26 protein-coding genes and 1 pseudogene are annotated in these 26749 nt (G+C 43.1%); 11 read left to right on the top strand and 16 right to left on the bottom strand.

The genetic code is table 11. The features are described from left to right. The first annotated feature begins 493 nt into the window (after positions 1 to 493). From MIC7126_RS0103925 to MIC7126_RS0103890, 8 genes are all read left to right on the top strand, one after another. Positions 494 to 775: a 4a-hydroxytetrahydrobiopterin dehydratase gene (locus MIC7126_RS0103925; RefSeq protein WP_017651817.1), complete on the top strand. Its 282-nt coding sequence runs from the start codon at positions 494 to 496 to the stop codon at positions 773 to 775. Between the two features lie 564 nt (positions 776 to 1339). Next, positions 1340 to 3085: an iron uptake porin gene (locus MIC7126_RS0103920; RefSeq protein ID WP_017651816.1), complete on the top strand. Its 1746-nt coding sequence runs from the start codon at positions 1340 to 1342 to the stop codon at positions 3083 to 3085. A 413-nt stretch (positions 3086 to 3498) separates the two neighbouring features. Next, complete coding sequence (locus MIC7126_RS0103915) at positions 3499 to 3936, top strand: RrF2 family transcriptional regulator (protein WP_026100020.1); 438 nt, start codon at positions 3499 to 3501, stop codon at positions 3934 to 3936. Between the two features lie 129 nt (positions 3937 to 4065). Beyond that, positions 4066 to 5028, top strand: coding sequence for a cysteine synthase A (cysK, locus tag MIC7126_RS0103910; RefSeq protein ID WP_017651814.1), 963 nt, complete (start codon positions 4066 to 4068; stop codon positions 5026 to 5028). Positions 5029 to 5044: 16 nt separating this feature from the next. After that, positions 5045 to 5734 (top strand): J domain-containing protein, encoded by a 690-nt coding sequence (locus MIC7126_RS0103905; RefSeq protein WP_017651813.1) that lies wholly within the window; start codon positions 5045 to 5047, stop codon positions 5732 to 5734. A gap of 159 nt (positions 5735 to 5893) precedes the next feature. Beyond that, on the top strand, positions 5894 to 6226 hold the full coding sequence (locus MIC7126_RS0103900) for a DUF6972 family protein (protein WP_026100019.1): 333 nt from the start codon (positions 5894 to 5896) through the stop codon (positions 6224 to 6226). After that, complete coding sequence (locus tag MIC7126_RS0103895; protein WP_017651811.1) at positions 6195 to 6443, top strand: hypothetical protein; 249 nt, start codon at positions 6195 to 6197, stop codon at positions 6441 to 6443. Before MIC7126_RS0103900 ends, MIC7126_RS0103895 begins: the two co-directional genes overlap by 32 nt. Before the next feature lie 205 nt (positions 6444 to 6648). Continuing rightward, positions 6649 to 7917 carry a 6-carboxytetrahydropterin synthase gene (locus MIC7126_RS0103890; RefSeq protein WP_017651810.1) on the top strand — a complete coding sequence of 423 codons (1269 nt, stop codon included), beginning with the start codon at positions 6649 to 6651 and terminating at the stop codon, positions 7915 to 7917. Between the two features lie 191 nt (positions 7918 to 8108). Here MIC7126_RS0103890 and MIC7126_RS0103885 read toward each other — a convergent pair whose 3' ends face one another. The 14 genes from MIC7126_RS0103885 to MIC7126_RS0103825 all read right to left on the bottom strand — a co-directional run bounded on the left by MIC7126_RS0103885 (position 8109) and on the right by MIC7126_RS0103825 (position 22889). Then, on the bottom strand, positions 8109 to 9113 hold the full coding sequence (locus tag MIC7126_RS0103885; RefSeq protein ID WP_026100018.1) for a transaldolase: 1005 nt from the start codon (positions 9111 to 9113) through the stop codon (positions 8109 to 8111). A gap of 164 nt (positions 9114 to 9277) precedes the next feature. Beyond that, on the bottom strand, positions 9278 to 9424 hold the full coding sequence (locus MIC7126_RS30115) for a hypothetical protein (RefSeq protein WP_154655824.1): 147 nt from the start codon (positions 9422 to 9424) through the stop codon (positions 9278 to 9280). A gap of 67 nt (positions 9425 to 9491) precedes the next feature. Beyond that, positions 9492 to 10514, bottom strand: a complete 1023-nt coding sequence (gene gap, locus MIC7126_RS0103880; RefSeq protein WP_026100017.1) for a type I glyceraldehyde-3-phosphate dehydrogenase — start codon at positions 10512 to 10514, stop codon at positions 9492 to 9494. 312 nt (positions 10515 to 10826) lie between these two features. Beyond that, positions 10827 to 11084: a DUF7219 family protein gene (locus tag MIC7126_RS0103875; protein WP_017651807.1), complete on the bottom strand. Its 258-nt coding sequence runs from the start codon at positions 11082 to 11084 to the stop codon at positions 10827 to 10829. 57 nt (positions 11085 to 11141) lie between these two features. Then, positions 11142 to 11417, bottom strand: a complete 276-nt coding sequence (locus tag MIC7126_RS0103870; protein WP_017651806.1) for a hypothetical protein — start codon at positions 11415 to 11417, stop codon at positions 11142 to 11144. Between the two features lie 159 nt (positions 11418 to 11576). After that, entirely contained in the window at positions 11577 to 12542 is a 966-nt protein-coding gene (locus tag MIC7126_RS0103865) for a chlorophyll a/b binding light-harvesting protein (protein WP_017651805.1), read from the bottom strand. A gap of 80 nt (positions 12543 to 12622) precedes the next feature. Further along, on the bottom strand, positions 12623 to 13657 hold the full coding sequence (locus MIC7126_RS0103860; protein WP_017651804.1) for a chlorophyll a/b binding light-harvesting protein: 1035 nt from the start codon (positions 13655 to 13657) through the stop codon (positions 12623 to 12625). A gap of 316 nt (positions 13658 to 13973) precedes the next feature. Beyond that, positions 13974 to 14714 carry an alpha/beta hydrolase gene (locus MIC7126_RS0103855; RefSeq protein WP_017651803.1) on the bottom strand — a complete coding sequence of 247 codons (741 nt, stop codon included), beginning with the start codon at positions 14712 to 14714 and terminating at the stop codon, positions 13974 to 13976. A 93-nt stretch (positions 14715 to 14807) separates the two neighbouring features. Then, positions 14808 to 15320 carry a flavodoxin FldA gene (gene fldA, locus MIC7126_RS0103850; protein WP_017651802.1) on the bottom strand — a complete coding sequence of 171 codons (513 nt, stop codon included), beginning with the start codon at positions 15318 to 15320 and terminating at the stop codon, positions 14808 to 14810. A gap of 171 nt (positions 15321 to 15491) precedes the next feature. After that, positions 15492 to 16931: a chlorophyll a/b binding light-harvesting protein gene (locus MIC7126_RS0103845; protein WP_017651801.1), complete on the bottom strand. Its 1440-nt coding sequence runs from the start codon at positions 16929 to 16931 to the stop codon at positions 15492 to 15494. Positions 16932 to 16933: 2 nt separating this feature from the next. Next, complete coding sequence (locus MIC7126_RS0103840; protein ID WP_017651800.1) at positions 16934 to 17953, bottom strand: chlorophyll a/b binding light-harvesting protein; 1020 nt, start codon at positions 17951 to 17953, stop codon at positions 16934 to 16936. 467 nt (positions 17954 to 18420) lie between these two features. Further along, complete coding sequence (locus tag MIC7126_RS0103835; protein WP_017651799.1) at positions 18421 to 20802, bottom strand: phosphoketolase family protein; 2382 nt, start codon at positions 20800 to 20802, stop codon at positions 18421 to 18423. 216 nt (positions 20803 to 21018) lie between these two features. Beyond that, entirely contained in the window at positions 21019 to 21606 is a 588-nt protein-coding gene (rimM, locus tag MIC7126_RS0103830; RefSeq protein WP_238553685.1) for a ribosome maturation factor RimM, read from the bottom strand. After that, a complete protein-coding gene (locus MIC7126_RS0103825; protein ID WP_017651797.1) occupies positions 21603 to 22889 on the bottom strand; it encodes a valine--pyruvate transaminase in 1287 nt (428 codons plus the stop codon). Before MIC7126_RS0103825 ends, rimM begins: the two co-directional genes overlap by 4 nt. A gap of 222 nt (positions 22890 to 23111) precedes the next feature. Between MIC7126_RS0103825 and MIC7126_RS0103820 the strand changes: the two genes are divergently transcribed. Then, a complete protein-coding gene (locus MIC7126_RS0103820; RefSeq protein WP_017651796.1) occupies positions 23112 to 24227 on the top strand; it encodes an S-(hydroxymethyl)glutathione dehydrogenase/class III alcohol dehydrogenase in 1116 nt (371 codons plus the stop codon). A 176-nt stretch (positions 24228 to 24403) separates the two neighbouring features. Here MIC7126_RS0103820 and MIC7126_RS32395 read toward each other — a convergent pair. Beyond that, a pseudogene (locus MIC7126_RS32395) lies at positions 24404 to 24598 on the bottom strand (restriction endonuclease subunit S); the annotation flags it as partial. Between the two features lie 20 nt (positions 24599 to 24618). Further along, the gene (locus tag MIC7126_RS27080) at positions 24619 to 25341 is read right to left on the bottom strand and encodes an RpnC/YadD family protein (protein WP_017651795.1); all 723 of its coding nucleotides are present in this window, start codon (positions 25339 to 25341) and stop codon (positions 24619 to 24621) included. A 50-nt stretch (positions 25342 to 25391) separates the two neighbouring features. On the opposite strand from MIC7126_RS27080, the gene MIC7126_RS0103810 reads away from it, so the two are divergent. Both MIC7126_RS0103810 and fghA read left to right on the top strand, forming a co-directional pair. Beyond that, entirely contained in the window at positions 25392 to 25880 is a 489-nt protein-coding gene (locus MIC7126_RS0103810; protein ID WP_017651794.1) for a DUF29 domain-containing protein, read from the top strand. Beyond that, positions 25867 to 26712 (top strand): S-formylglutathione hydrolase, encoded by an 846-nt coding sequence (gene fghA, locus MIC7126_RS0103805; protein ID WP_017651793.1) that lies wholly within the window; start codon positions 25867 to 25869, stop codon positions 26710 to 26712. The genes MIC7126_RS0103810 and fghA overlap by 14 nt, the downstream gene beginning before the upstream one ends. Positions 26713 to 26749: the final 37 nt, after the last annotated feature.

Here is a 26749-nt window from a genome sequence, read left to right as displayed (position 1 = left end):
TAGTAAATGCGTGGGTCATCAGGTTGCAGTTAGCCGGCTGTGTGCCGGGGCTGTTCTCTAAAAGTTAGTCTTAGTTATCTTGAGATACTAAGTTAGCTCAATTAGCTAGACTAAAGCACGGAGTTCCTTCCGGCAGTCTGGTTGCAACCTGAAGACCCGCTAGACCGCCCTGACTTAGATTACCTAGTCTAAATCAGGGCGGATAGTTTTTTGGGGAAATATTCAAAAGAAAATTTAGATAAAATTGCCAGTAAGACTTTTTAAAGTCAACAAAGATTTGACATTGCATAATTAAAGTATGGATCTAACCCCGTGCAGCGTCCTGGGTGTGCATCAACTCTAGCTCAAAAATACAGTAAAAAATCAGACTTTTGATAAAGTGCAAGGATACTTAGCGAAATTGGCAGATGGTATCTACAAATGTACTTAAATAGGACTAGAAAGGATTAGATGTAAGATGCCACAAGCATATCAGCAATGGAATTATTGAACTATGGCACGGCTACTCACTGAAGCAGAAATCAAAGAGCAAGCGAATACTCTATCAAAGTGGACAGTGGAAGATTCCCAATTGCAAATCACCCGCAAATTTAAAGATTTTATTCAAGCGATTGAGTTTGTGAATAAGTTAGTGGAACCATCCGAATCAGCGGGACATCATCCAGACATAGAGATTTCTTATAATAAAGTCAAAATTAAACTCACAACACATGACGCAGGTGGATTGACCCAGAACGACTTTGATTTGGCAAGAGTAATTTCACAACTCAGCTAAAGAATTTTTAGTCACAGCTAGCTTCAGTGTCTAATTTGCTAAAAAGAGTAGAACCTAGGAACTAAAGACTAGCGGCAACAGTCATATGATGCAGAGGACTCCTAGAACAGATAAAGTTAGAGGCGTATGCCTGGAGATGGTTGTGGATTGCTATGAAGTACTAGTATTTGTTACCAAGTACTTTTTAGGTCAGTTAATTTTGCAAAAATCTCACAACAAAAATCAAAACTTTATCTACCCTAATCCCTAACTCGTAGTCTCTAGTCCCTACGTTCAAACCAAGCAAACCTAATCTATAGGTATGTGACAGTTAATAAGGCGATCGCTAACATGTTGTCATCAAGTTGAAATGCTTTATAATGGTATGTTAGAAAAGTGTGTTTTTGCATAAGTTAATAACATAAACATTTCATATGAGATTAACGATTTATTGACTCAGCAAAAACTAAAATTGTGTTAGTAGCAACTATGCCTCATCTAGAGATTTCAACAAGATGTCGCATTTTTGAGAATAGGTGCAACAAAAACAATTATCTATACAAGGTGTGAGGAGAAAATTAAGAAATGTCTAATCTTTTATGGAAATCCTTGGTGGTTAGTCCAGCGGTTTTGGGCGCAACGTTGTTAGTCTCAGCAACAGCGATCGCCGCACCAAACGCAACCACCGAAGTGTCATCAACCGACAAACAACCAGTTGCGGAAGTAGCCCAAAAAACAGATATTTTGGCGCAAGCAATTCCAGCCAGCAAAGATTCCAGCGTTTTAGAGCAAGTTAACCGCTACAGCAAAGAAGGTAACAACAACGTTCAGTCTCAAGTGACATCGGTATCTCAATTCTCCGATGTGCAACCTACAGATTGGGCATTCCAAGCTTTGCAATCCTTGGTTGAGCGCTATGGTTGTATTGCAGGTTATCCCAACGGTACTTATCGTGGGAACCGTGCTTTGACCCGTTATGAATTTGCGGCTGGTTTAAACGCTTGTTTGGATCGGGTGAACGAATTGATCGCCACAGCCACAGCTGACTTGGTGACAAAACAAGATTTAGCTACCCTACAGCGGTTACAAGAAGAATTTTCCGCTGAATTAGCCACCCTGCGCGGTCGCGTGGACTCCCTAGAAGCCCGGACTGCGGAATTAGAAGCCAACCAATTCTCCACCACCACCAAACTAGTCGGTGAAGCCATTTTCGCTGTAACTGATGTTTTTGGTGGCAGAACTGAGGACGCTAACAACACTGTTTTCCAAGACAGAGTGCGCTTGAGCTTAAACACCAGCTTCACAGGTAGAGACTTGTTGACCACTCGCCTATCGGCTAGTAATGCTACAGCTTTCGATTTTCGCAACAACGCTAATTTACCTTTAACTACCGCTGAAGGCAAACAAACATTCCAAGTCACTAACGGTAGCACCAACAATAGCGTCAAAATTGACCGATTGACCTACGAAGCGCCCATCGGCCCAGCTCAAGTTTACCTTGCAGCTAGCGGTGGTCAACACAGCCATTATGCCGCTGTGAACAACCCCTACTTCTTCGATAAGACCGATGGTGGTAACGGTGCGTTGTCCACATTTGCATCAGAAAACCCCATCTACCGCATTGGTGGTGGCGCTGGTATCGGGATCAACGTACCCTTTGGTAGAGGTGGCGGGATTCTCAGACCCAGCTCTGTGACATTAGGCTATTTGGCGTCAGATGCTAATAATCCTGGTGCTAGTAATGGTTTGTTCAATGGTAACTATGCGGCTCTGGGTCAGTTAAACTTTGCTGTAGGCGATCGCCTCGCTTTAGCTGCAACCTACGTCCACGGTTATCACGCTGGAAACACCGCTTTATTTGATGCTGGTTTTGGCAGACTTGGTAATACTGGTGTTGCTAACGGTATTGTTGGTACTAACCAAGCCAATCGCATCGATGCTCCAGCTAACAGCAATTCCTATGGTATTTCAGCTGCTTTCAGACCCAGCGAAAAACTTTCGGTTAGTGGCTTCGTTTCTTACCATGATGTCACACAAACTGGTGCTGGTAACGATTATGAGGCTTGGAGTTATGGCGCTGGGGTAGCCTTAGCTGACTTTGGTAAAAGGGGTAACGTGTTAGGAATTTTTGCTGGTGCACAACCCTATGCGCGTAACCGTCCCGGCTTCGTTGGCGCCAGTGAAGTACCTTACCAGATTGAAGGCTTCTACAAGTATCGCGTCTCTGATAACATCTCCATCACTCCTGGTGTGATTTACTTGACTAATCCTGGTCAAACCAATTCAGACAGTGCAATTATTGGTACTGTCAGAACAACATTTAGTTTCTAGATTTCCAAATCCATAACTTAATTCCCCCGCCATCAGGCGGGGTTTTTTTGCTGTCTGGATGCAATACCCTCCAGCCAAGGATTGTTGATGGAGGGCTTAGAGACGTTGTATTGCAACGTTTCCTGTTTTGTCTCACCTATAGACGCAAAGCGGCTACTCCCAGAGTGAGTGCTAAGGCGCAAAGAAAGAACGAGAAAATCAGGACTTTGACAAGAGACTCTATAATTTGGACTTACAAGCAATAATGAAAATGTCTCTCCCTAGTCCCTAACCCCTTATCCCTCATCCCTATTTTTAGAGCAGGTCTAATGGTGATGAACATACCCCAGCAGAGAACCGGAGTATACTAGGACAAGGATGAAGTTTTCCAGATCAAAATTTCGTCCTTTAACCTTCATCTCTTAATCTTGCCTGTGGAACTATCGTGCAAATGTGAATATGCAATTCTAGCTTTGCTAGAGATGGCTACCAACTACCAAAGTGGCGAACTGCTGCAAATTCGACAAATCGCAGCCCAACAAGATATACCCGATCGCTATTTAGAACAGCTATTGGCGACCTTGAGGCGCGGGGGTATCGTCAAAAGTCAACGAGGGGCCAAAGGTGGCTATCTGTTAGCACGAGAACCTTGGAAAATTACACTCTTAGAGATTTTGGAATGCTTGGAAGGATTGGATGTGCATCCTTGTGAAGAAAACATCACTTCCAAAAGCTTAGATAGTTCTGTTGTCGAAGAAATCTGGAGAGAAGCTTGTGAAGCTGCTAATTCAGTTTTACAAAAATACACTCTTCAGGAGCTTTGTGAAAAAAGAGATTCCCGGCGACAGTTGGACATCATGTACTACATTTAGTCATTTATTATGTGACCAATAATTCCTTGATGGTACAGAGCCAGCAGATTTATCTGTGGAGTCAATCCCAAATCTAAAATCCAAAATTGTTTGAGTAGAGACTAGTAACAAAATAATTCAGGACTAATTATGCGAATTGCTCGTAACATTACAGAACTCATCGGACGTACACCTTTAGTGCAGTTGAATCGCATTCCTCAAGCAGAGGGGTGTGTGGCTCAGATTGTGGTGAAATTAGAAAGTATGAACCCCTCCGCATCAGTTAAAGACCGGATTGGGTTAAGTATGATTACTGCTGCTGAAGCAGAAGGTTTAATTACTCCACAAAAGACTGTACTAGTAGAACCGACTTCTGGTAATACAGGAATTGCTCTGGCAATGTCAGCAGCAGCTAAAGGGTATAGATTAATTTTAACTATGCCGGAGACTATGAGTGGCGAGCGCCGAGCAATGCTGCGGGCTTATGGCGCTGAATTGGAACTCACACCAGGAATGGAGGGGATGAGTGGAGCAATTCGGCGGGCGCAAGAAATAGTTGACAAAACGCCCAACGCTTATATGTTACAACAGTTCCGCAATCCAGCCAATGCCAAAATCCACCAGCAAACCACAGCAGAGGAAATCTGGGAAGATACTGACGGGCAGGTAGATATGATTGTCGCAGGGGTAGGAACAGGTGGTACAATTACTGGTGTAGCCGAAGTAATTAAAGCCCGTAAGCCAAGTTTCCAGGCGATCGCTGTGGAACCGATCAATAGCCCAGTTTTATCTGGTGGTAGACCAGGCCCTCACAAAATCCAGGGGATTGGTGCTGGGTTTATTCCCCAAGTACTCAAGCTAGAATTGATAGATGAAGTAATTACAGTTACAGATGAAGATGCGATCGCCTATAGTCGGCGGTTAGCGAGAGAAGAAGGGCTGTTATCTGGAATTTCCAGTGGCGCCGCACTATATGCTGCAATTCGTATCGCCCAACGAAAAGAAAACGAGGGGCGCTTAATTGTGATGATTCAACCAAGTTTTGGCGAGAGGTATTTAAGTACACCGTTGTTCCAAGACCTGGAAGCAAAGGTAACAGCTAGCGTTAGCTAACTACGCAATGAGGTTAATGGTCGATTCTAATCATTACGACACACTCAAAGTTCGTCCCAGTGCTAGCCAGGCGGAGATTAAGCAATCTTATCGCCGCTTGGTGAAATTATTCCATCCCGATAGTAATCAAAAAACAGCAGATAATGAGCAAATTATCCGCATTAATGCTGCCTATGAGGTGTTAGGAGATAACCAAAAACGTCTAAATTATGACCAGCACCTACGAGATATTGCTGAAAAAATATTAGGCGATCGCCAACAGCGCACAGCATCGGCGCAAAAGCGTCACCAAGCAACAAGACGCACTGGAAAAGATGCTGATGAACAAGTAGAAGAATGGCTACGCCTAGTTTATCAACCAGTCAATCGCTTGCTTTATCGCATCCTCAATTCCCTGGAAGAACAGATGGATGAATTAGCGGCTGATCCCTTTGACGATGTATTACTAGACGAATTTCAAGAATACTTACAAACCTGTCGCCAAGATCTCAAGCAAGCACAAACTACTTTTCGTTCCCTACCGAATCCCCCCAGTTTAGCCAGAACCGCAGCGCACCTATACTACAGCCTCAATCAAGTAGCTGATGGACTAGATGAATTGGGATATTTTCCACTCAGCTATGATGAACGTTATTTGCACACAGGACAAGAACTATTTAGGATAGCTACGAGATTACACTGTGAGGCACAAGCATCTGTTACATAACAGGGTTATGTCACTATCGCGGTAGTATAAGGATGTACAAAGCCCAGAACGAAGACACAGAGCGTGTCGGTGAAGATAGAGGTAGCCGCGACCGGATCGCTGATAAAACTTCCAGGCGTGGGCGCTAAACAGAATCTCGCACTGGTCAATGTTGAACAAATGAGCAGAATTGATCGTCCCTTAACACTTGACGTGCGGCACATTGCCAAGCATCTTCCCGATACCCCACAAATGCAAAAACTACTCCAAAGGGAGGGAAGTGTTCACGTTTCCAACGATCAATCCACACTCGAACGGGTTGCAGAAGCGATTATTCAAAATGGAGAGTTGACAGGCACAATTCGCGGACACGATCGATACGGACTTTATTTCGACGAAGCGATTGGGTACAGGCTTGATGCAGATGGCAACCGAACTCCCCTTTATTATGGAGAAATCAAGGTAAAAGGAGACAAATATCATGTTATCCCCCGCACTCGACCTAGCCGATAACTGGACATTCACAGAGCTTTGGATTGATCCAACTGCTGCACCTCCCTATGTTCTGATATTGCTAGGCGACGATCAAGAAAACTGCTGCATTTACGATCCTGCCCAAAAATACCAGGTTGTGTTTAAAGCTTCTTCCTACTCAGAAGCAAGGCTTTGGTTGCTCGAAGATGAATATGAACGAGTTGAAGGACAGCTTAGAGCCGAAAAAGTTGCATAGCGAGATGAGCGTTCACTGTGCAGGGCAAGATTTCTATGTACAATGTTCTACCGTTACGAATGATGATGCGTCGTAAACATTAGAGGGATAGTCAACAATCATTGCTTTTGACTCTAAACTTGAGACTCCGCGAAGGAGCAGAAATTAGTTTATGCTGGAAATAGTGAAAGATTAAGAAATTTAAATTTTTTTACCCAGCGTACCCATGCAATGTATTATTAATCGCCGTGCTCAGTTTTCGGCAACTCATCGCTATTGGTTGCCAGAATTGAGTGAAGCTGAGAATCTTGAGAAATTTGGTGCTGTCTCAAAATTTCCTGGACAAGGACACAATTATATCTTGTTTATCTCCCTGGTTGGGGAATTAGATGAATACGGTATGGTGTTGAATTTGTCGGACGTGAAACAGGTAATTAAGAGGGAAGTTACCAGTCAACTGGACTTTTCTTATGTCAACGATGTGTGGGCAGATTTTCAACAAACTCTACCCAGTACAGAGAATATTGCACGGAGTATTTGGCAAAGGCTAGCACCTCACTTACCTTTAGTTCGCGTCCAGTTGTTAGCCCATCCTCAGCTTTGGGCTGATTATACGGGAGAGGAAACCGAAGCCTATCTTACCATCAGCACACATTTTAGTGCTGCTCATCGCTTGGCGCCTAACCTCAGTTCCGAGTTGTATGGTAAATGTACTCGTACCCACGGACACAACTACCACTTAGAAGTCACTGTTAAAGGGAAAATTGATCCTCGGACGGGGATGATTATCGATAATGGCACTCTAAATCGAGTGGTGGAAGATTATGTAGTCCAGCCATTTGATCACAGTTGCATCAACGAAGATATTCCTTACTTCGCCGAGATTGTACCCACTACCGAGAATATCGCACTTTATATTAGTAGTTTACTGCGATCGCCCATCCAAGAATTGGGAGCCGAATTGCACAAAGTCAAGTTGTTGGAAAGTCATCAACTTTGGGCAGATTATCAAGGAAATGGTAGAGAAGGCTATTTCACCGTCAGCACTTTCTTTAGCGCTGCTCATCGGTTAGCTGACCCTCACCTCAGTCATGAAAAAAATTCTGAGATTTATGGTAAGTGTGCGCGTCCTCATGGTCACGGCCACAACTACCATTTAGAAGTGACTGTAAAAGGAGAGATTGATCAACGCACCGGTATGATTGTAGATTTAGGTGCATTGAATCAGATTATCAAAGAGAACGTGATCGAACCATTCGACCACAGCTTTTTGAACACAGACGTTCCTTACTTTGCAGAAGTTGTACCCACGGCTGAGAACATCGCACTTCATATTAGTAATTTAGTGCGATCGCCCATTGCCGAATTGGGAGCAAAACTGCATAAAATTAAACTGATTGAAAGCCCGAATAATTCTTGTGAAATCCATTGTCCTGAATCGGATTTTAATTCAGTCAATTCTCTAGAAACTCAGTCTATGTTGGCAAAAGTTTAAATATTTTTTACCACAGATAGACGCGGATATTTGATGTACCATTGCTATGTCTCTACAGGATATATAGCTGTCGCCGAGTAGTGTGGAATAGTATGACAAACAAAATCCCCGACTTCTAAAAGAAGTCGGGGATCTATAACTTTTAATACCTAAACAAGATTGTGGACGCTTTCTGATTACTAGAAGCTAATCTACGCCACTGGGCTAGCAGCTTTGCTTTCTAAAGTAGCTAATCTTTCAGCTAAAAGTTTTTCCAAAGCCACCAGTGCTTTAGTAAAGCCTTCGATACCCTCAGATAGCTTATCAGACGCCATCCGATCAGCCGCGTGCAACTGATCATAAACGGCTTTATCAACATTGATCTTTTCAATTTCTAAAGTCGCAGCTTTAGCGGGATCAAGTTTACGTGGTAATTCGCCCACAGTCGCTTGTAATTCTGCCAACAGTGCGGGAGAAATAGTTAACAAATCGCTACCAGCAAGTTCGATAATTTCGCCAATGTTACGGAAACTAGCTCCCATAACTTCGGTTTTGTAACCAAACTTCTTGTAGTAGTTGTAAATTTTTGTCACGGACAACACACCGGGATCTTCAGTAGCTGGGTAATCCTTACCAGTTTCTTTCTTGTACCAGTCAAGAATTCGTCCTACAAAAGGCGAAATCAAAGTCGCACCAGCTTCCGCACAGGCGATCGCCTGATGAATCCCAAACAGCAAAGTTAAGTTACAATGAATACCTTCTTTCTCTAGAATTTCCGCAGCCCGAATTCCTTCCCAAGTAGTAGCAATTTTAATCAGCACACGCTCTGGGCCAATTCCTGCAGCTTTATATTGAGCAATCAACTCTCTGGCTTTTGCTACAGTAGCTTCCGTATCATACGACAACCGAGCATCTACCTCAGTAGACACCCGACCGGGGATAATTTGTAAAATCTTCAATCCAAAAGACACCGCCAAACGGTCAAAAGCCAAAGAAACTATCTGCGCTTGGCTAGCGCTAGCACCTGCATCCTTCTTAGCTTGCAACAAAGTCTGATCTACAATTTCCTGATATTCCGGCATTTGCGCCGCAGCGGTAATCAGCGAAGGATTGGTAGTAGCATCTTGGGGTTTAAACTTTTCAATCGCCTGGATATCACCAGTATCGGCGACCACAACTGTGATCTCTCGCAATTGTTCCAGTAAACTTTTAGGCATAAATACTCCGTGAATTTTGTTTGTTGCGGACTTACCCATTCCCTGATTCTTTAGTTAACGCCTTGTGCCCTCTGCGGCCGGTTAAATCCAAATTCTTACAAATTTTCCTTACCGCGACTCAAGCTTATTTCCTAATTTTGAGTCTCAGGACTATTCTAGGTTTCTTATGCCAAAATTGGCTGTCCGATAGAATGCACTTTCGTTAAACTCATTCTGACATCGGGATGGGGAGGTGTGGGGATGGGGGGATGGGGTGATGGGGGGATGGGAATTAAAGCATCAGGTTCAAAGGCTGACGCTTCAGGCTTCAAGCCTCAAATTTTAATCTCCACACTCCCCACCTCCCCACCTCCCCACCTCCCCACCTCCCCATACCCCTTACAATTTCTCCTTCTGTGCCATCGATAACATTAAATCAACCACTCGATTTGAGTAGCCCCATTCATTGTCATACCAAGCAACCACTTTGAAGAAGTTGGCATTTAGTTCAATTCCCGCACCCGCATCAAAGATACTAGAGTGGGTATCACCCTGAAAATCAGTAGAAACCACCTCATCTTCTGTGTAACCTAGAATACCTGCTAGAGCGCCAGACGCAGCCGTTTTCATCGCTGCACAAATATCTTTATAGCTAGTGGCTTTAGCAGTTTTAAAAGTTAAATCAACCACAGACACATCAGGAGTAGGCACACGGAAAGCCATACCAGTTAACTTACCCTTCAATTCAGGTAAAACCAGCGCCACAGCCTTAGCAGCCCCTGTAGAGGAAGGAATAATATTTTGAGATGCACCCCGACCACCCCGCCAATCTTTTTTACTAGGGCCATCTACAGTAGGCTGGGTAGCAGTCATCGCGTGTACAGTGGTCATCAACCCTTCAGTCAAGCCAAAGTTGTCATTGATGACCTTAGCTATGGGTGCTAAACAATTAGTTGTACAGCTTGCATTAGAAACAATTGCATCTTTGCGGGGATCAAAAAGATCATGATTGACACCCATCAACAAAGTAGGAATTTTATCAGGGTCTTTAGTAGGCGCAGAAATTATCACTCGCTTCGCACCTGCTTTCAAGTGATTCGCAGCTCCTTCTTCTCCCGTGAAAAGTCCCGTAGATTCTACAACATAATCAGCGCCCAATTGTCCCCAAGGTAATTCTGCCGGATTCCGTACCGACACACAAGGGATAAAATGCCCATCAATCAAAATACCGTCATCTTTGGCTACAACCTCAGTTTTTAATTTACCGTGGGTCGAGTCGTACTTTAAAAGATAAGCCAAGTTATCTGGCGGTACTAAGTCATTAATCCCCACAAACTCAACATTGGGGTTATTGAGGCCAGCGCGAAGCACAAGTCGCCCAATCCGACCAAATCCATTAATGCCAACTTTCAACTTCGTCAAGATTAAACCTCCTGTTGTGGGAATGTGAACAAAAGGAGAAAGGTAAAAGTCAAACGGATTGCTTTTTACTCTTTACTTTATAGATCCTGACAGCCCCAGTCGGCTAAAGCATTTTTGCTTGGCATCTTTTAAGAATTGCACTGTTGGAGAGAAGAAGGTTATGGTGGAATGTGCTCTGGTTCAAATCACCACTAAATTATCCGGTGAAAATGTAGAGGTGTTGCTTTTGCTTCGGCTCCACAGGTTCACAATTTTGACAAATATCTTTAACTGAGCCGGATTCCGAGGTTTTTATCTTCACCAAAATACTCCTTAGCTATCTTCTAGGCGCATTCTCAATTCTTTTTTAGCTACTTTTAACTGCTTCCAAAGCAGGTGAATTTGTTTGTAAGCCTCTTCCGGAGAAAGTTTACCGCCGGTCTGGAGATTACAAATGTAACTTACCCTTTGTGAGAAATCTTGGAGATTAGCATTAAATGTCAAATACTCCGGCTTAAACTGCCCATAATATGGATTGCGAGGATATAGAAAATCACACACTTCAGATAGGAAATTAGATTGCTGATTCATAAGTATTTATATCTATAAAAATAACGATATTACTGAGTGCTCCTACAGTCCAACAAGTTAACAAAGCTTACGCCGACCTTTCTGACAAGCATTACAAGCAGCAGTTTTCGGCTCAAAATCAATACAGTTAATTGCTTGCTCTGAACAAGCTTTGATTGGGTGTACCGTACATTTTAGCCGATAGTCATTCGTAAAAAATTCGCAAGCATGACAGGGTATTTGATGTAGTTTTTTTACATGATTTATTCCCTTTTTCAGGGTTAACCAAATACTCCAAATCAAGAAAACTGCACTTGTCCAAGCAAATAAAAAGCAAAAGATTTTAGCCAGCATAATTGATTCCTACCAAAAAATCTCGGATGAATACCTGTAGTTAAATAAATTCCCAATTCTTAAATATCATCAGATTTAGTTCTGTATCTCTCGTAATTACGAATTAGTAATTAACTACAGGTATGAGACATTACTTAGCTTGAATTGAGCGAAAACGCATTAACTATATGCTTGGCGAGAACGCCAAGAATGCCAAACATATCCTAGGAACGCTAACACACCCAAAAAGAACTGAATACTTGCTAATGCTTGGCGTTCTGAACCATAAAACTCTTTGGGGTAAACAGTTGTGTTATACCCAACAAAGGCAGATGAAATAAAAGCTATCAACGCTAAACCCAACAAACTATAAGAAAGAATAGCTTCGCCATTTGTCATCGGTAATAGTTTGTGTACCCATGCAAAAGGCTTAACCGCAATATGCCAAATTCCTCCCGCAATCAGGATAAAGCTAATCCAAATGTGACCGCCGATGACATCTTCTAAGTTATCAACACTTGCTATTCCTAAAAGATTCCAGCTACCATCTTTTATCCCTACTAAATAGCCAAATATTGTAGCTGGGTTTAAATTTGGGCTAGTTACGAGGCGGACATCACCTAAATGAGTGTCATAAATACCGCCGAAAGTCATTGCTTTTAGAACTAGCAAAAATGCACCTAAACCGAGAATAATCAAATGATGACCTAGGATTAAACTCAATTGCTTTGGGTCATTCCATTCATAGTGAAATTTTGATACCCAACCACCAGCATTATATAAAACTGCTGGAGCACGAAAGACATGAAAAAGTCCCCCTGCACCTAATACAGCAGAAGCGACTAAATGCAATATCCCAATTACAAAATAGGAATAGGTATCGACCACTTCACCACCCACACCAACACCCCAACCCAGAGTTGCTAAATGAGGTAACAAAGTCAATCTTTGTTCATACATAGGAACGCCAGGGATAAAGCGCGTTACTTCGGTGATGGTGGTTGCTCCCGCCCAAAACATAATCAAGCCTGCATGGGCTATGTGCGCGCCTAATAATTGACCAGATAAATCAGTTAATCGCGCATTACCAACTAACCACGATAAATTCGTATCTGCTGCTAAACTTCTATCAGTAGAAACTGCCACAATTTCAGACCCTCTCTATAAAAATGCGAAGTGGGGGATGGGGAATTGAGTAAAATTTTTCCCCTAATTCCCCGCTTTGTTTATGATTCGCTACTGATGGTATTTAGTGCTCTTTCTATTTGGCTAAAGTCAACACCAATAGCTCGTAGTGCGTGCCACAAATGACCTTGCAAGAAGAAAAATGCGAGGAAAAAGTGAGCATTTGCTAACCAAGCTCTGGAACTATAAGCACCATTTGCTAACTTCACTGTGTCAGCAAAATAAGGACAAACACCAAATTTTAGTTCTAATGTTTGTCCGTAAAATTCTACGGGATAAGCTAAAGTATTCACGGCACAAAAGTAAGCTGCGACAAATCCTGCTAACGCAATCCCACCTAATGAGTAAGAAAGAATAGCTTCACCGGAGAAGATTAAAAGCTTTTTCGCCCAGGGTAACGGCTCTATCAGAATGTGCCAAATACCGCCACCAATTAGTATTAAACCCACATAGATATGACCACCGACTAAATCTTCTAGGTTGTTAACACTAGCAAAGTGGGTTTGATAGCCATAAATCACTAATGGGTTGAGGGTTGGGTCGGTGACAGCTCGGACTTCATGAATTGTGGAGTCGTACAATCCGCCCCAAAACATAGCTTTCCCTACCAACAGTAAGGCTCCAACACCTAAGAAAAGTAGGTGATGTCCCAAAATAAAACCGAGTTTTTTCGGGTCGTCCCATTCAAAATGAAATTTACGCGCTCTACCAGAAGCGTCCTTCAAGTTTTTCGGCGCTTTGAAGGTGTGAAAAAGTGCTCCCGCGCCCAATACTGCTGAAGAAATTAAGTGTAGAGCACCAATGACGAAATAGGGGTAAGTATTGACTATTTGACCACCTGTTCCCACACCAAAGCCCAAAGTGGCTAGATGGGGTAGCAAAATCAGTCCCTGTTCACCCATGGGGAGGTCGGGGTTGTAGCGAGAGAGTTCAAACCATGTGAACGCTCCGGCCCAGAGAGTTGTCAGTGCGGCTTGTGCTACATGGGCGCCGATAAATAAGCCTGAGAGTTTGACGAAGCGGGCGTTACCAACCCACCAATCATATTTGACGTTGGAGTTACCGTATGTCTGCATTGTTTAGATGGTTAAGTTATTGAAAAAAACACTCAATAATTTGTGATGACAATGAGGAGATTTCTAGGTAATTAGCGGGAAAAGCAGTGATTGAGACCAGAAAAATTTCCTTAATCGTTGACTGTAGTCATCAATTATTGAGCATCTGCATTTACTTTATTGAAAGTTATTCTTAAATAGTTGATATATTTACAAATTTTAATAATTAATATTTTCTGGGTAATTATCAAAATTAAACATGCCAAAATGCGACCCAATAACTAATAGTTAGGGGTCTAATTGGCGGATGGATAATGACAAACTAAAATAGCGAAATTTAATTAGAAGACAGTACAGACTCAGCAAATAATTGGGTATTTTGATTTAACAAAAACCGCAAAATTTGTTCACCAACCTGCTGAGGATAGAAGTAATGAAAAAAATGATATCCTTTAGCACACTGCCAAATATTATCTTCTGGTTTCAACCAATTTAGCCAATCCTCTAAAGCAGGTGAATTAACTACTGGGTCAGTCTTACTTCCACATACCAGCATGGGCATAGAAACTCCACCTTTGGGTAAATGAATTAACTTAAATAGCGAATGTTGGCAAGGAGATTGCTCTAAATCTCGCTGTAGCGCCGTGACTAACTTTTTAGTTATATGCGGCGGTTGATTGCCGAATAAACTACGAACATTGCTAGCTAAAACTTGTTCCCGACTGATAGTAAAAAGTTGCCGTTGCACATAATAATGAGCTTGCCAAGTATTTGCAGGTTGAGTTGCTACAGCTAGGAGAGTGAGCGATCGCACTTTTTGCGGATAGCGACGGGCAAAAATTAGAGCGATCGCACCACCTACTCCATGACCAGCTAAATGTAAAGGCCCAGAACAACTTTCCACAAACTCAGACAACAAATCCACAGCATTATCTATACAACTAGCCTCATCTTTATCTTGTTGATATTCCCACTGAGCCACCCTGACAAACTTAGCCAAATATTTCAACAATGGTTGATCAAAACGCTGCAGACTATGGCTAGCACTCAACCAAAGCAAATCAAATGCATCACACATAAATAACCATCATACTCATAAATTATGACTGAGAAACTTTGAGTTATGAGCTAACCCATAACTCAAACTTGATAAATTACTACCGAGAACGTTCTACAAACCAAACTCTTTTTTTAACTGAGCAACCCAAGTTTTAATGCGCTCATCTGTCAAATCTGATTGATTATCTTCATCCAGAGCTAACCCAACAAACTTACCGTTTTTCACCCCTCTAGAGTTGCTAAAATCATAACCATCAGTTGACCAATAACCGACAGTCTTACCGCCTCGCTGAGAAATCTTTGCTTCCAAAATTCCCATCGCATCTTGGAAGTTATCGCCATAACCTAGTTGATCACCAGTGCCAAAATAAGCAACTAATTTACCAGAAAAATTAATTTCATCCAAGTCAGGAAAAAACCCTTCCCAGTCGCTTTGCAGTTCACCAATATTCCAAGTAGGAGAGCCGATAATCAATAATTCATACTCCTCAAAATCGTTGGTATCTGCTTGAGAAATATCGATTAAAGTCACCACTTCGCCGCCGAATTCATCCCGAATGATTTCTGCAGCCGATTCAGTTTTGCCAGTTTGAGTTCCGTAGAACAAGCCAATGTTTTTAGACATATTAACACCAGATGAAGGATGAAGTGTGAAGTGTAAAGGATGAAGGATGAAGTTAGCTTTATAGGTGAGGTAATTTCATACTTCAACTTTCGTACTTAAATTGGTCGGGGTCAATCCTAAATAAATTGACTCCCATAACAAAAGATTTGTGTACCAGTCGCGTAATTACTGTTAAAAAAACAAGCTGCTATTGGTTAACAATAGGAAAGCAAATACTGCGCCACCGCAACTACCTATCGTCCATCCAATATTAAATTCGCCCCAAGATTTAGCTGTTTTCATGTTGGCTGGTAACTCACCTTGCACTCGTTTTCCCTCTTGGAAAGATGCACCAGTATAGATTAATAAACAAACTGACAAAATAAATAACAAACCAATTGTGGCAGAAAGTCCCACTAAGTTTGCCCATTCTGTATCTCGTAATGGCCCTAGTTTGACAAACGGGCCTAACAGAAAGTAACCGTGTGCCATCCCAATTTCCAGTCCTCGTCTCCAAGGAGATAAACCTTGACGGTAAATTGGCAGATTTTGCACCCATACTTGGGTTAAAACTGAAGCATTGATGGGAGTCTCAAGATTACCAATTTCAGGTACAGATGCATACTTGACGACTCCTTGCTGAAAATCTATTCCTGCAGCGATCGCACGGGCACGGACAGCGTGCCAGATATGACCAGCTAAAAAGACGACTGCCAGCGCTAAGTGACTAGTTGCTAGCCAAGTGCGAGATGTAATGACACCCCCAGCCGTAGTACCTATTCCCACTGGGGCGTAGAAAACCTCAGGGTAAACGGTATCATTTACAGCCACAAAATAAGCCGCTAAAACGCCCATATAAGCTAGGGCACCCAAGCTGTAGGATAAATAAGCTTCACCAGACCAAATGAGTATCCGTTTTGCCCACTCAAAAGGCTCGGTGAATATGTGCCATAACCCCCCAGCAACGCAGATTAAGCCTACCCAGATATGACCACCAACAACATCTTCTAGGTTATTAACTGCAGCCATCCCTTGTTTGCCAAAGGCGCCGAAGAGATAGCTAAATACGCGAATCGAGTTAAAGGTCGGTTCAGTAATTTCCCTGACGCTTGCGGTTGCAGGGTCATAAAGACCACCCCAAAACATCGCCTTCCCTACCAGCAACCAAGCTCCTAACCCCAACAGCACTAGATGAATACCAATGATGGTAGTCATTTTGTCTTTATCTTGCCAGTCGTAACCGAAGGAGCCGAGAAAAGTCGGTTTTTGTGGCAATATATCTGGCCCTAAAAGCCCATGATAAATCCCACCAGCACCGAGGACAGCGGAACTGACTAAATGTAAAATGCCGATGACGAAATAGGGATAGGTATCAACAATTTGTCCCCCGTCCCCCACGCCAAATCCTAGCGTTGCTAAATGAGGTAGCAAAATTAACCCCTGCGCGTACATTGGTTGGGAGGGGTGATATTGAGTGATTTCAAATAAAGTCATTGCACCCGCCCAGAGGACAATTAATCCTGCATGGGCAACATGAGCACCGAGTAGCTTACCAGACAGGTTGATAAATCTTGCATTACCTGCCCACCAACCAAATTCCTGGGGTGTTGTCGTGATAGTTGCAGTCGCCATTGTTACATTACCTCGCCGCGAGTTGAATGCACGACTTGACCAAGGCGGAAGTCAAAGCCTGCAGCCCTTAATGCGTGCCAAAGATGTCCTTGAAGGAAGAAGAAGCCCAACCAAAAGTGAGCATTTGCTAGCCAAACACGAGCGGATAATATATCTCCACTCTGAAAGTAAGGAAAGCGGTCAAATTCAATACTTAATGCCGGTCCGTAAAACTCTACAGGATAGACTAGGGTGTTGACGCTGACATAATAAGCTGCAATCCAACTCATTAAAGCCAAAGCACCCAAGCTGTATGACAAGTAAGCTTCTCCAGACCAGACAAATAGGCGTTTGGCAAACTCGAAAGGTTGACTCACAATATGCCAGATACCGCCGCCAATGCACACGAGACTGACCCAAATATGACCACCAACCACATCTTCTAGGTTGTTGACTCCCGCAATCCAGTATTTATTCCCACCAAATAAATAGCCAAAAATGATGCCAGGGTTCAATGTCGGGTGAGAAATTACTCGCACCTCACCAATAGTGGTGTCATACAAGCCGCCAAAAAATATCGCTTTCGCAACTAGCAAGCCTGCTCCCAAGCCTAATAAAACTAGGTGAATACCTAAGATTGTGGTCATTTTATTGGCATCTTGCCAACGGTAGCCAAAGAAAGAAAACTTCTCTTCTAAGTTGGCTGGCCCGCGTAAGGCATGAAAAATGCCGCCCAAACCTAGAAAAGCAGAGCTAATGAGATGCAACACACCGATAACAAAGTAGGGATAGGTATCTACTACCTGTCCACCGCTACCCACACCCCAACCGAGAGTTGCTAGGTGGGGTAGGAGAATCAGCCCCTGTGTGTACATCGGTTGTGCGCTGTTGAAGTGGGCAATTTCAAATAAGGTGGTAGCTCCCGCCCACAGCACAATTAATCCTGCATGGGCGACATGAGCACCTAAAAGTCGCCCTGAGAGGTTTGTTAAGCGGGCGTTCCCTGACCACCAGGGTATTGATGTTGGCGTTTCCATAGCCATGGTTGTCACGGCATCACCTCTAATAAATTTTTGCAAGTGGTGAGATATATGAGCAATTTATTGAATATATATCTCAAGAAGTATTGAAAATATCCTACCAGAGTTATTGCAAGTCTTTATCACTTAATTTATGTAAAATTTTGTAAAGACAGGGTTTTAAGACTCATGAAAGCTCTAAATCGCCTATTATTTATTGATTTATCTCTAATTGCTATAAATATTTAATTCAAAAATTGCTAGTAAGTTTCAATAAAATTGTGTTATAATTATCATCACTTACAAAACGGCAATAAACCTTTTGTGCCGCCGGGGCTGAATCCTGATTGTGGAATCTGGGATAGCGAAATCTAGGATTTAGTCTTTTTTTTCAAAATAGCGATTTATTGTAGAGACGCGAAACTTCGCGTCTCTACAACCTTCTTGGGTAACGCAGAATTAATTTCTGGAGATGTCTAATTAGCAAGTAGTTAATAAGGCCACTTCCAGTCACGAATTTCTGGCATATCTTCGCCATACTCAGCGATGTAGTGCTTATGCTCAATCAGCTTGTCTTGCAGTTTCTGCTTGACATAAGCGGCTCTATATCCTAATTTAGGTACGCGATCAATAACGTCCATCACCAAGTGGAAGCGGTCGAGGTCGTTGAGGACAACCATATCAAAGGGGGTGGTGGTAGTTCCCTCTTCTTTGTAACCGCGCACATGCAAGTTATTGTGGTTTGTGTGGCGATAGGTGAGGCGATGGATTAACCAGGGGTAGCCATGAAAGGCGAAGATAATCGGTTTGTCGATGGTGAAAATGGTATCAAAGTCTTTGCTACTTAAACCGTGGGGATGTTCGGTATTTGGTTGCAATGTCATTAAATCGACAACGTTGACTACTCGCACCTTCAAATCTGGGAAGTGCTGACGCAAGATGTCTACAGCGGCTAAGGTTTCTAAAGTGGGAATATCCCCAGCGCAACCGAGGATGACATCAGGTTCACCATTTTGGTCGTTGCTCGCCCATTCCCAAATACCGATGCCTTTGGTACAGTGTTTGATGGCGGCATCCATATCGAGATATTGTAGTGCTGGTTGCTTGCCGGCAACGATGACGTTAACGTAGTGGCGACTTCTCAGACAGTGGTCTGTGACTGATAGTAGGGTATTGGCGTCGGGGGGAAGATACACCCGAATAATTTCTGACTTCTTATTGGCTACATGATCAATGAAACCTGGGTCTTGGTGGGAGAAGCCGTTGTGGTCTTGTCGCCAAACATGGGAGGTGAGGAGGTAGTTAAGAGATGCAATTGGTCGGCGCCAAGGTATATCTAAGGTAGTTTTCAACCATTTGGCGTGTTGGTTGAACATAGAATCAATGATGTGGATAAAGGCTTCATAACAGGAGAATAAACCGTGACGACCTGTGAGCAAGTAGCCTTCCAACCATCCTTGACAGCTAGTTTCGCTGAGGATTTCCATGACGCGCCCATCGGGTGATAAATGATCATCTTCTGGGAGTATTTGAGCTACCCAAGTCCTCTCTGTGGCTTCTAATACAGCATCGAGGCGATTTGATACCGTTTCATCGGGGCCGACAATGCGGAAGTTGCGGCTTTCCTGGTTGAGTTTCATCACATCTCGCAGGAATTTTCCCGTAACTTTGGTGGCTTCTGCAAACATTGTCCCTGGATGGGTGACATCGATCGCATATTCTTGAAAATCTGGCATTTTCAAATCCCGCAACAGAATACCACCGTTGGCGTGGGGATTATCTCCCATGCGACGCTTGCCTTGGGGCGCTAGTTGTGCTAGTTCTGGTATCAGTTGACCTTGGGCGTCGAAGAGTTCTTCTGGTTTATAACTTTTGAGCCATTCTTCTAAAAGCTTGAGATGTTCTGGCTGACCAGATATATTACCAAAAGGTACTTGGTGCGATCGCCAATAATCTTCAGTTTTTTTACCATCCACTTCCTTCGGCCCTGTCCAACCTTTGGGGGTTCTGAGCACAATCATCGGCCAGCGAGGACGTGCGGTGAAACCGTGGACACGGGCTTCTCTTTGGATTCCTTGAATTTCTACAATTACTGTGTCTAAAACGGCGGCTAATTGTTGATGGACATCTGCGGGGTCGGAACCTTCAACAAAATAAGGTTTATAGCCATAACCCACAAATAAACTTTCTAACTCTTCATGGCTCAACCGTGAGAGCAAAGTCGGGTTAGCAATTTTATAACCATTGAGGTGTAATATGGGGAGTACCGCACCATCATGGACAGGGTTAAGAAACTTGTTAGAGTGCCAACTAGCAGCTAAAGCGCCGGTTTCCGCTTCACCATCACCAACAACAGCAGCGACAATTAAATCAGGATTATCGAAAGCAGCACCGTAAGCATGGACAAGAGCGTAACCCAGTTCGCCACCTTCGTGGATAGAGCCAGGGGTTTCTGGTGCTGCGTGGCTCGGAATACCACCAGGGAAAGAGAATTGTTTGAAAAGTTTTCCCATCCCCTCAGTATCTTGGGAAATATTGGGGTAATATTCGCTGTAAGTTCCTTCTAAGTAGGTGTTGGCGACGAGTCCCGGGCCGCCATGACCAGGCCCAGCAATGTAGATGGTATTCAAATCATACTTTTTGATCACCCGATTGAGGTGGACATAAATTAAATTTAGTCCTGGTGTGGTTCCCCAATGACCTAAAAGCCTGGGTTTGATGTGTTCTATTTTCAGCGGTTCTTTGAGGAGGGGATTATCGAGCAGATATATTTGTCCTACAGAAAGGTAGTTCGCCGCGCGCCAGTAAGCGTTGATTTGATATAATTCTTCGTCTGTGAGCGGCTTTGTTTGTGGAGTAGCTGTAATGGTCATAGAAAACTCCGTGACAACAGGGTATTGACAGATTCATCAGTACGCAAGTTTACTTGACTACACAAAGAGTGTCATCTGACCTATGACGAATTTTGTAGGGAAATATGAGAAAAATTCAGGTGATTTAAATCCGAATAGGTTAGGAGATGAACTAAAGATAAAACGCTAATTTCTAGTTTTGCCTGGATTTTAACACTGGGGTTGAGGGACGATCGCCTAATCATTAATTTCTAATAACCCTGGTGGTGGCGCAATTTCCACACGCCGATTTTGTAAATCTACTACAGGTGCGATCGCTTCTACAAAGGGAATCAAAACTGTTTTTTGTTTTTTGTCGCCAGCAAACGCCGACTCTAATTCCACTTCCAGTAAATCATGACCTGCGGGAAACACATCTACCACCGTACCCACGAGTTCGCCTGATGCTTGCAGATAGACTTGCAAACCGATTAAATCTGGGATATAATATTCACCCTCGGCTAATTGAGGGCGATCGCTGGCTGCTACCATTAACTTAGAGCCGCGCAGACTTTCAGCTTCAGTGCGATCGCTCACACCCGCTAGTTTAAGCACATACAAGTTTTTGCCGTCAAGATAACGACCGCTGATTAATTCGATTGGTTCGGGTTCCGTCGCACCAGGACGCAACAACCAGCGCTTTCCGGGAACCTCAAATCGTTCTGGAAAATCCGAGTCTGGATAAACTCGCACTTCTCCAGATAATCCTTGCGCTGAGACAATTTTACCGATTTCTAGCCAGTCATCTAATTGGTCTTTGGGCATTTGTGATTGATTATTTGTTATTTTCCCATTACAGTTGCACGCTGATATACTTGTTCCGCAACCTTGGCTAAACGCTGCATTCCTGTAGCAATTTCTTGATCGCTACCAGTCAAGCTGATGCGTAAGCATTGATGTTTGTGTGACCATTCATCTTGTAAACCGGGGAAGAAGGTACTACCGGGGACAACAATGACACCTACCTGCTTTAGTTCTTGGTAGAATTCCCAGTCAGTGATGGGTAAATCTTGTAACCACAACCAAGCGAATATCGCCCCCTCACCGCGATGGAGGAACCAAGGTAAATCTTTAGGCATGGCTGCTGTTAAACTTTGTTCGAGAACAGCAAACTTATTTTGGTAGAATGGGCGAATAACTTTTTCAGAAATTTCTCCTAGAGCACCGGAGTTGATAGCGCGAGCGGCGATCGCTTGTCCATAACGCGACGAATGGATACTTGCATTTGCTTGGAAAAATTCCAGCCCTTCAATGAATTTTTGATGACCAATCGCAATGCCGATGCGTTCTCCTGGTAATCCCGCTTTGGATAAACTTGTGCAGTGAATGATATTCTCTTGAAATATCAAGTTCATATCTGTAAAATTTAAAGCGGGGAAAGGCGGAGCATAGGCAGAATCAATTAACACTGGGACATTTTCTGCAGCCGCAAGGGAAGCGATTTTTTGCACTTCATCATCAGTGAGGACATTGCCGGTCGGGTTACAAGGACGAGAAAATAAAACACATCCAGTGGTTTCTGTAATCGATACTTGGCTAAAATCAGGACGGTATTTGAATCTATGCGCCGCTGCGTCAATATCTAAAAATGGTTTATACGCTACTAATGCTTCTGGGACTAAGCTGACGCCACCATATCCAGTGTAGTCAGGACTCAAAGGTAAGATAATTTGTCTGAGTTCGCCACTGCTAGTGTAACCGCCGAAAGCATTGGCTGCGTAAAAATAGAGAGTTTGACTACCGGGGGTGACTAAAATATTACGCTCAGTTAAATTTAACTCATAGCGACGATTAAAATCATTAGCGATCGCTTCAATAAACGGCCCGTAACCTTGACTAGAACCATAGCGACAAACCACCTCGCCATATTCTGAACTCGCTAAAAGTTCTGCCGTGCAATCTCGCCACAACTGCTCTACTTCTGGTAAAATTAACGGATTTCCCGCACTCAAATTAATAAATTGCTGCCCAGCCCCAGCCTTGAGAGTTTCAATAATATCTTTCATAATCGCTCGCACGCCAGTCAGGTTGGACATTTGAGCGCCGATTTTAGTTAGGGCAGGATTCATAGGCTGTGGTCAAACAGATTAACTGAGGGTTGATAAACTCTGATCAGGGGAATTGCTGCTGACACCATATTTTGAATAGTTGCCAAAACAGCGATCGCCGCCTTTAACAATCTAACTAGAGAATGTCATTTTAACAAAACAGCACTATACTTTATTTTGTTATTGGTAATCCCCTAATTCCTAATCCCTAATCACTCACCCCCAATTGAGGAGAACTGACGAGTGGAAGTTAAAGCAGCAGTAGCTTACGGCGCGGGTAAACCTTTGACTCTGGAAACTGTGCAACTATCAGGGCCAGAAGCAGGAGAAGTATTAGTCGAGATCAAAGCCAGTGGAGTGTGTCATACCGATGCTTACACCCTCTCTGGTGCAGATCCTGAAGGTTTGTTTCCCGCAATTTTAGGACACGAAGGCGCTGGTGTCGTGGTCGAAGTAGGTGCTGGTGTCACCAGCGTCAAACCAGGAGATCATGTAATTCCTCTCTACACCCCAGAATGTCGCCAGTGTAAATATTGCCTTAGCTTAAAAACCAATCTTTGTCAAGCAATTCGCCTCACCCAAGGACGAGGTGTGATGCCTAATGGCACAAGCCGTTTTAGTATTGGTGGAGAGATGATACATCATTATATGGGTACATCCACCTTCTCTAACTATACGGTGTTACCAGAAATTGCTGTAGCCAAAATTCGAGAAGATGCCCCTTTTGATAAGGTTTGTTACATTGGTTGCGGTGTCACCACTGGTATCGGTGCAGTTATTAATACAGCCAAAGTCGAACCAGGAGCAAATGTCGTAGTTTTTGGTTTGGGTGGGATTGGTCTTAATGTCATCCAAGGGGCGAAAATGGTAGGAGCTAACAAAATTGTCGGGGTAGATATTAATCCCAGCAAGCGCGCTCTGGCTGAAAAGTTTGGCATGACGCATTTTGTCAATCCTCAAGAAGTTGGGAGTGATTTAGTTCCTTACTTAGTGAATTTAACCGATGGCGGTGCTGATTACAGCTTTGAATGTATCGGGAATGTGAATGTGATGCGTCAAGCGCTGGAGTGTTGCCATAAAGGCTGGGGTGTGAGCATAATTATCGGTGTAGCTGCGGCTGGACAGGAAATTAGTACCCGTCCTTTTCAACTTGTAACTGGGCGCGTTTGGAAAGGTTCAGCCTTCGGTGGCGCCAGGGGACGTACAGATGTGCCAAAAATTGTCGATTGGTACATGGACGGTAAAATCAATATTGATGATTTGATTACCCATGTCATGCCCATTGAGCAGATTAACCATGCTTTTGAATTGATGCACAAAGGGGAATCTATTCGCAGTGTGGTGACATTTGCACAATAGCGGTACAATAACGTACTTCCAAAAGGGCCTGTTCTCATAGAACCCTTTTTAGGCAATGCAAGTTCACTTAAAGATACTTCTGTCCACTGATGATAATTAGAATGTTCTGAGCCGACAAGGTTTAAGAAAGCCGATCGCAGTAATTCTTCTGTGAGGGCGATCGCTTCTTTGCGTTTCCGGCGAACAGCATCAGCGCGATCGAGAATCGCAGCAATGCGACGCTGTTCTTCTAGTGGAGGAAGGGGGATTTCTGTAGCATAAAAGTCATCTCTATTGAGTCCAGGAATAGACGTAGTTATTGTCCAACGTTTAAGACGAGAGCGCTTTAAAACGTAAAAAAAGAAACGTAAATCAACTTTATTTTGCTTAATAAACTCAGTATAAAAAACAGTTATCTTTGAAACTGCGATAATAACGCCTCACGAGTAGCTTGATAAATTAAATCCATATATTCATCAGCAGATAACTCCATTAACTGGGGAATAATCGCCTGTAATTGCTCGTCTACTTCTCCAAATCGTAACTTAAGCAGCTTAGTAATCCCAGTGCGTCGTTCTTCTTGAAGACCTTCCTGACGACCTTCCTGACGACCTTCCTGACGACCTTCCTGACGACCTTTTCTTTCCCAACTGGTAACAATTTCCATATATTTCTCCTCCTGCAATAATCCCATTCTATCGGCCGTGTTTTGAAAAACTTCTTCCTCTGCTGCATTCAAATTTAAATACACATCCACAAACCCAGAAATCAATTGCATCCGTGCCGGGTCTAATTTTAAAGTAATTAACAACCGTAAACATTCCGCCTTTACCTGGGGACGTTCTGATGTAGGAATATTCATTTTCGCCATCAGAGCAGCCGCAACCGGGTTTTGTTGCGTTAAATAATCCCGCCAACTCAACTGATTTAACTGAATCGCCTTAAAGTTAAAATCCAGTACATTCAAATCAGAAAACTGCACCGCATGATTACTAGATTCAGGGCGTTTCGGTTCATCAAAAGAGAAAATCACCACCGGATAAATTGGTAAATCATATTTTTCATACAGTCGAGCAAAATATTTAAAAATCCGCTTGGCAAGTTCTGCCTGACTGTAAGATTGATTTTCGATCAACTAACGCAGATTTAACCTTAGAATTGAGAAAAGCTTACCAAGTTTCCACCATGCAGACGCCGCCAACTGGACAAACAGCGCCAAATCTCTATGAAACTGACTTTTATGCTTGGACTGAGCAACAAGTAAACCTACTACGTCATCAACAATGGTATCAGCTTGATTTGTCTAATTTAATTGAGGAAATTGCATCTTTGGGTAGAAACGAACGCCAAGAATTGCGAAATCGCCTGAGCATATTAATTGGACATTTGCTGAAGTGGGAATATCAACCAGAAAAGCGTTCTCGGAGTTGGTTAGCGACGATTCGTATCCAGCGACGGGAAACTTTAAAACTGCTGAATGAAAATCCTAGTTTGCAGTCTGACTTAGCAACAACACTCACTGAAGCTTACGAAAACGGGAGAGATTTAGCATCAGGAGAAACAAACCTACCTCTATCATTTTTTCCTCAGCTATGTTTATACTCATTAGCAGACATCTTCAGCGATCGCTTTTATCCAGGTACACTATCTCATGGCATCAATGAAGAATCTTAACTTGATCTCAGAATCTCAATGCTTTGGTGGTAAAATCGGTTTTTATTCCCACGCTGCCACTACATGTAACGGTGAGATGCGCTTTGCTGTTTATCAACCACCGCAAGTCACTCAAAAACCTGTACCTGTGCTCTATTTTCTCTCTGGTTTGACATGCACTGAAGAAAATTTTATCGTCAAAGCGGGAGCACTCTCTTGGGCGGCTGAATATGGGTTGATGCTAGTCGCACCAGATACTAGCCCTCGGAATACAGGTATTGCTGGTGAGGATGAGGAATCGGATTTTGGTACGGGCGCAGGTTTTTATGTGGATGCGACAACGGAACCCTGGTGTCAGCATTACCAAATGTATAGTTACGTTGTCCGTGAATTACCTGCTTTGATTACCGAAAATTTTCCTACACAACCGGAAAATCAAGGTATTTTCGGTCATTCTATGGGTGGACATGGAGCGCTTGTCTGTGCGATGAGAAACCCACAACTATATAAATCAGTTTCTGCTTTTGCTCCTATTGTTGCACCTATGCGTTGTCCTTGGGGTCAAAAGGCTTTCAGTCGCTATTTAGGAAATGACCAAGCTGCTTGGAGTGCTTATGATGCTAGTGAATTGGTCAAACAATTGGGATATCACAGTCAGATTTTAATTGATCAAGGAACTGCAGATAAATTTTTAGCAACCCAACTACTACCAGAGGTGTTTGCACAAGCTTGTGCAGAGGTGAATCAACCGCTAAATTTGCGTTATCAATCAGGTTATGACCATAGTTATTATTTTATTTCCAGTTTTATCGCCGATCATCTGCGCCATCATGCGATCGCTCTGTTAGCTTAACAATCAAGAGGATTGATCTCAAATCCATCGGTAATCC

This window comes from Fortiea contorta PCC 7126 (assembly GCF_000332295.1).
Taxonomy (GTDB): Bacteria; Cyanobacteriota; Cyanobacteriia; order Cyanobacteriales; family Nostocaceae; genus Fortiea; species Fortiea contorta.
This window is presented reverse-complemented; position numbering and strand designations above follow the sequence as displayed.

Coding starts and splice junctions, on each gene's coding strand:
- MIC7126_RS0103925 (WP_017651817.1), top strand. CDS start 494: ATGGCACGGCTACTCACTGAAGCAGAAATCAAAGAGCAAGCGAATACT.
- MIC7126_RS0103920 (WP_017651816.1), top strand. CDS start 1,340: ATGTCTAATCTTTTATGGAAATCCTTGGTGGTTAGTCCAGCGGTTTTG.
- cysK (WP_017651814.1), top strand. CDS start 4,066: ATGCGAATTGCTCGTAACATTACAGAACTCATCGGACGTACACCTTTA.
- MIC7126_RS0103905 (WP_017651813.1), top strand. CDS start 5,045: ATGGTCGATTCTAATCATTACGACACACTCAAAGTTCGTCCCAGTGCT.
- MIC7126_RS0103900 (WP_026100019.1), top strand. CDS start 5,894: ATGAGCAGAATTGATCGTCCCTTAACACTTGACGTGCGGCACATTGCC.
- MIC7126_RS0103895 (WP_017651811.1), top strand. CDS start 6,195: ATGTTATCCCCCGCACTCGACCTAGCCGATAACTGGACATTCACAGAG.
- MIC7126_RS0103890 (WP_017651810.1), top strand. CDS start 6,649: ATGCAATGTATTATTAATCGCCGTGCTCAGTTTTCGGCAACTCATCGC.
- MIC7126_RS0103885 (WP_026100018.1), bottom strand. CDS start 9,113: ATGCCTAAAAGTTTACTGGAACAATTGCGAGAGATCACAGTTGTGGTC.
- MIC7126_RS0103875 (WP_017651807.1), bottom strand. CDS start 11,084: ATGAATCAGCAATCTAATTTCCTATCTGAAGTGTGTGATTTTCTATAT.
- MIC7126_RS0103870 (WP_017651806.1), bottom strand. CDS start 11,417: ATGCTGGCTAAAATCTTTTGCTTTTTATTTGCTTGGACAAGTGCAGTT.
- MIC7126_RS0103860 (WP_017651804.1), bottom strand. CDS start 13,657: ATGCAGACATACGGTAACTCCAACGTCAAATATGATTGGTGGGTTGGT.
- MIC7126_RS0103855 (WP_017651803.1), bottom strand. CDS start 14,714: ATGTGTGATGCATTTGATTTGCTTTGGTTGAGTGCTAGCCATAGTCTG.
- fldA (WP_017651802.1), bottom strand. CDS start 15,320: ATGTCTAAAAACATTGGCTTGTTCTACGGAACTCAAACTGGCAAAACT.
- MIC7126_RS0103845 (WP_017651801.1), bottom strand. CDS start 16,931: ATGGCGACTGCAACTATCACGACAACACCCCAGGAATTTGGTTGGTGG.
- MIC7126_RS0103840 (WP_017651800.1), bottom strand. CDS start 17,953: ATGGCTATGGAAACGCCAACATCAATACCCTGGTGGTCAGGGAACGCC.
- MIC7126_RS0103835 (WP_017651799.1), bottom strand. CDS start 20,802: ATGACCATTACAGCTACTCCACAAACAAAGCCGCTCACAGACGAAGAA.
- MIC7126_RS0103825 (WP_017651797.1), bottom strand. CDS start 22,889: ATGAATCCTGCCCTAACTAAAATCGGCGCTCAAATGTCCAACCTGACT.
- MIC7126_RS0103810 (WP_017651794.1), top strand. CDS start 25,392: ATGCAGACGCCGCCAACTGGACAAACAGCGCCAAATCTCTATGAAACT.
- fghA (WP_017651793.1), top strand. CDS start 25,867: ATGAAGAATCTTAACTTGATCTCAGAATCTCAATGCTTTGGTGGTAAA.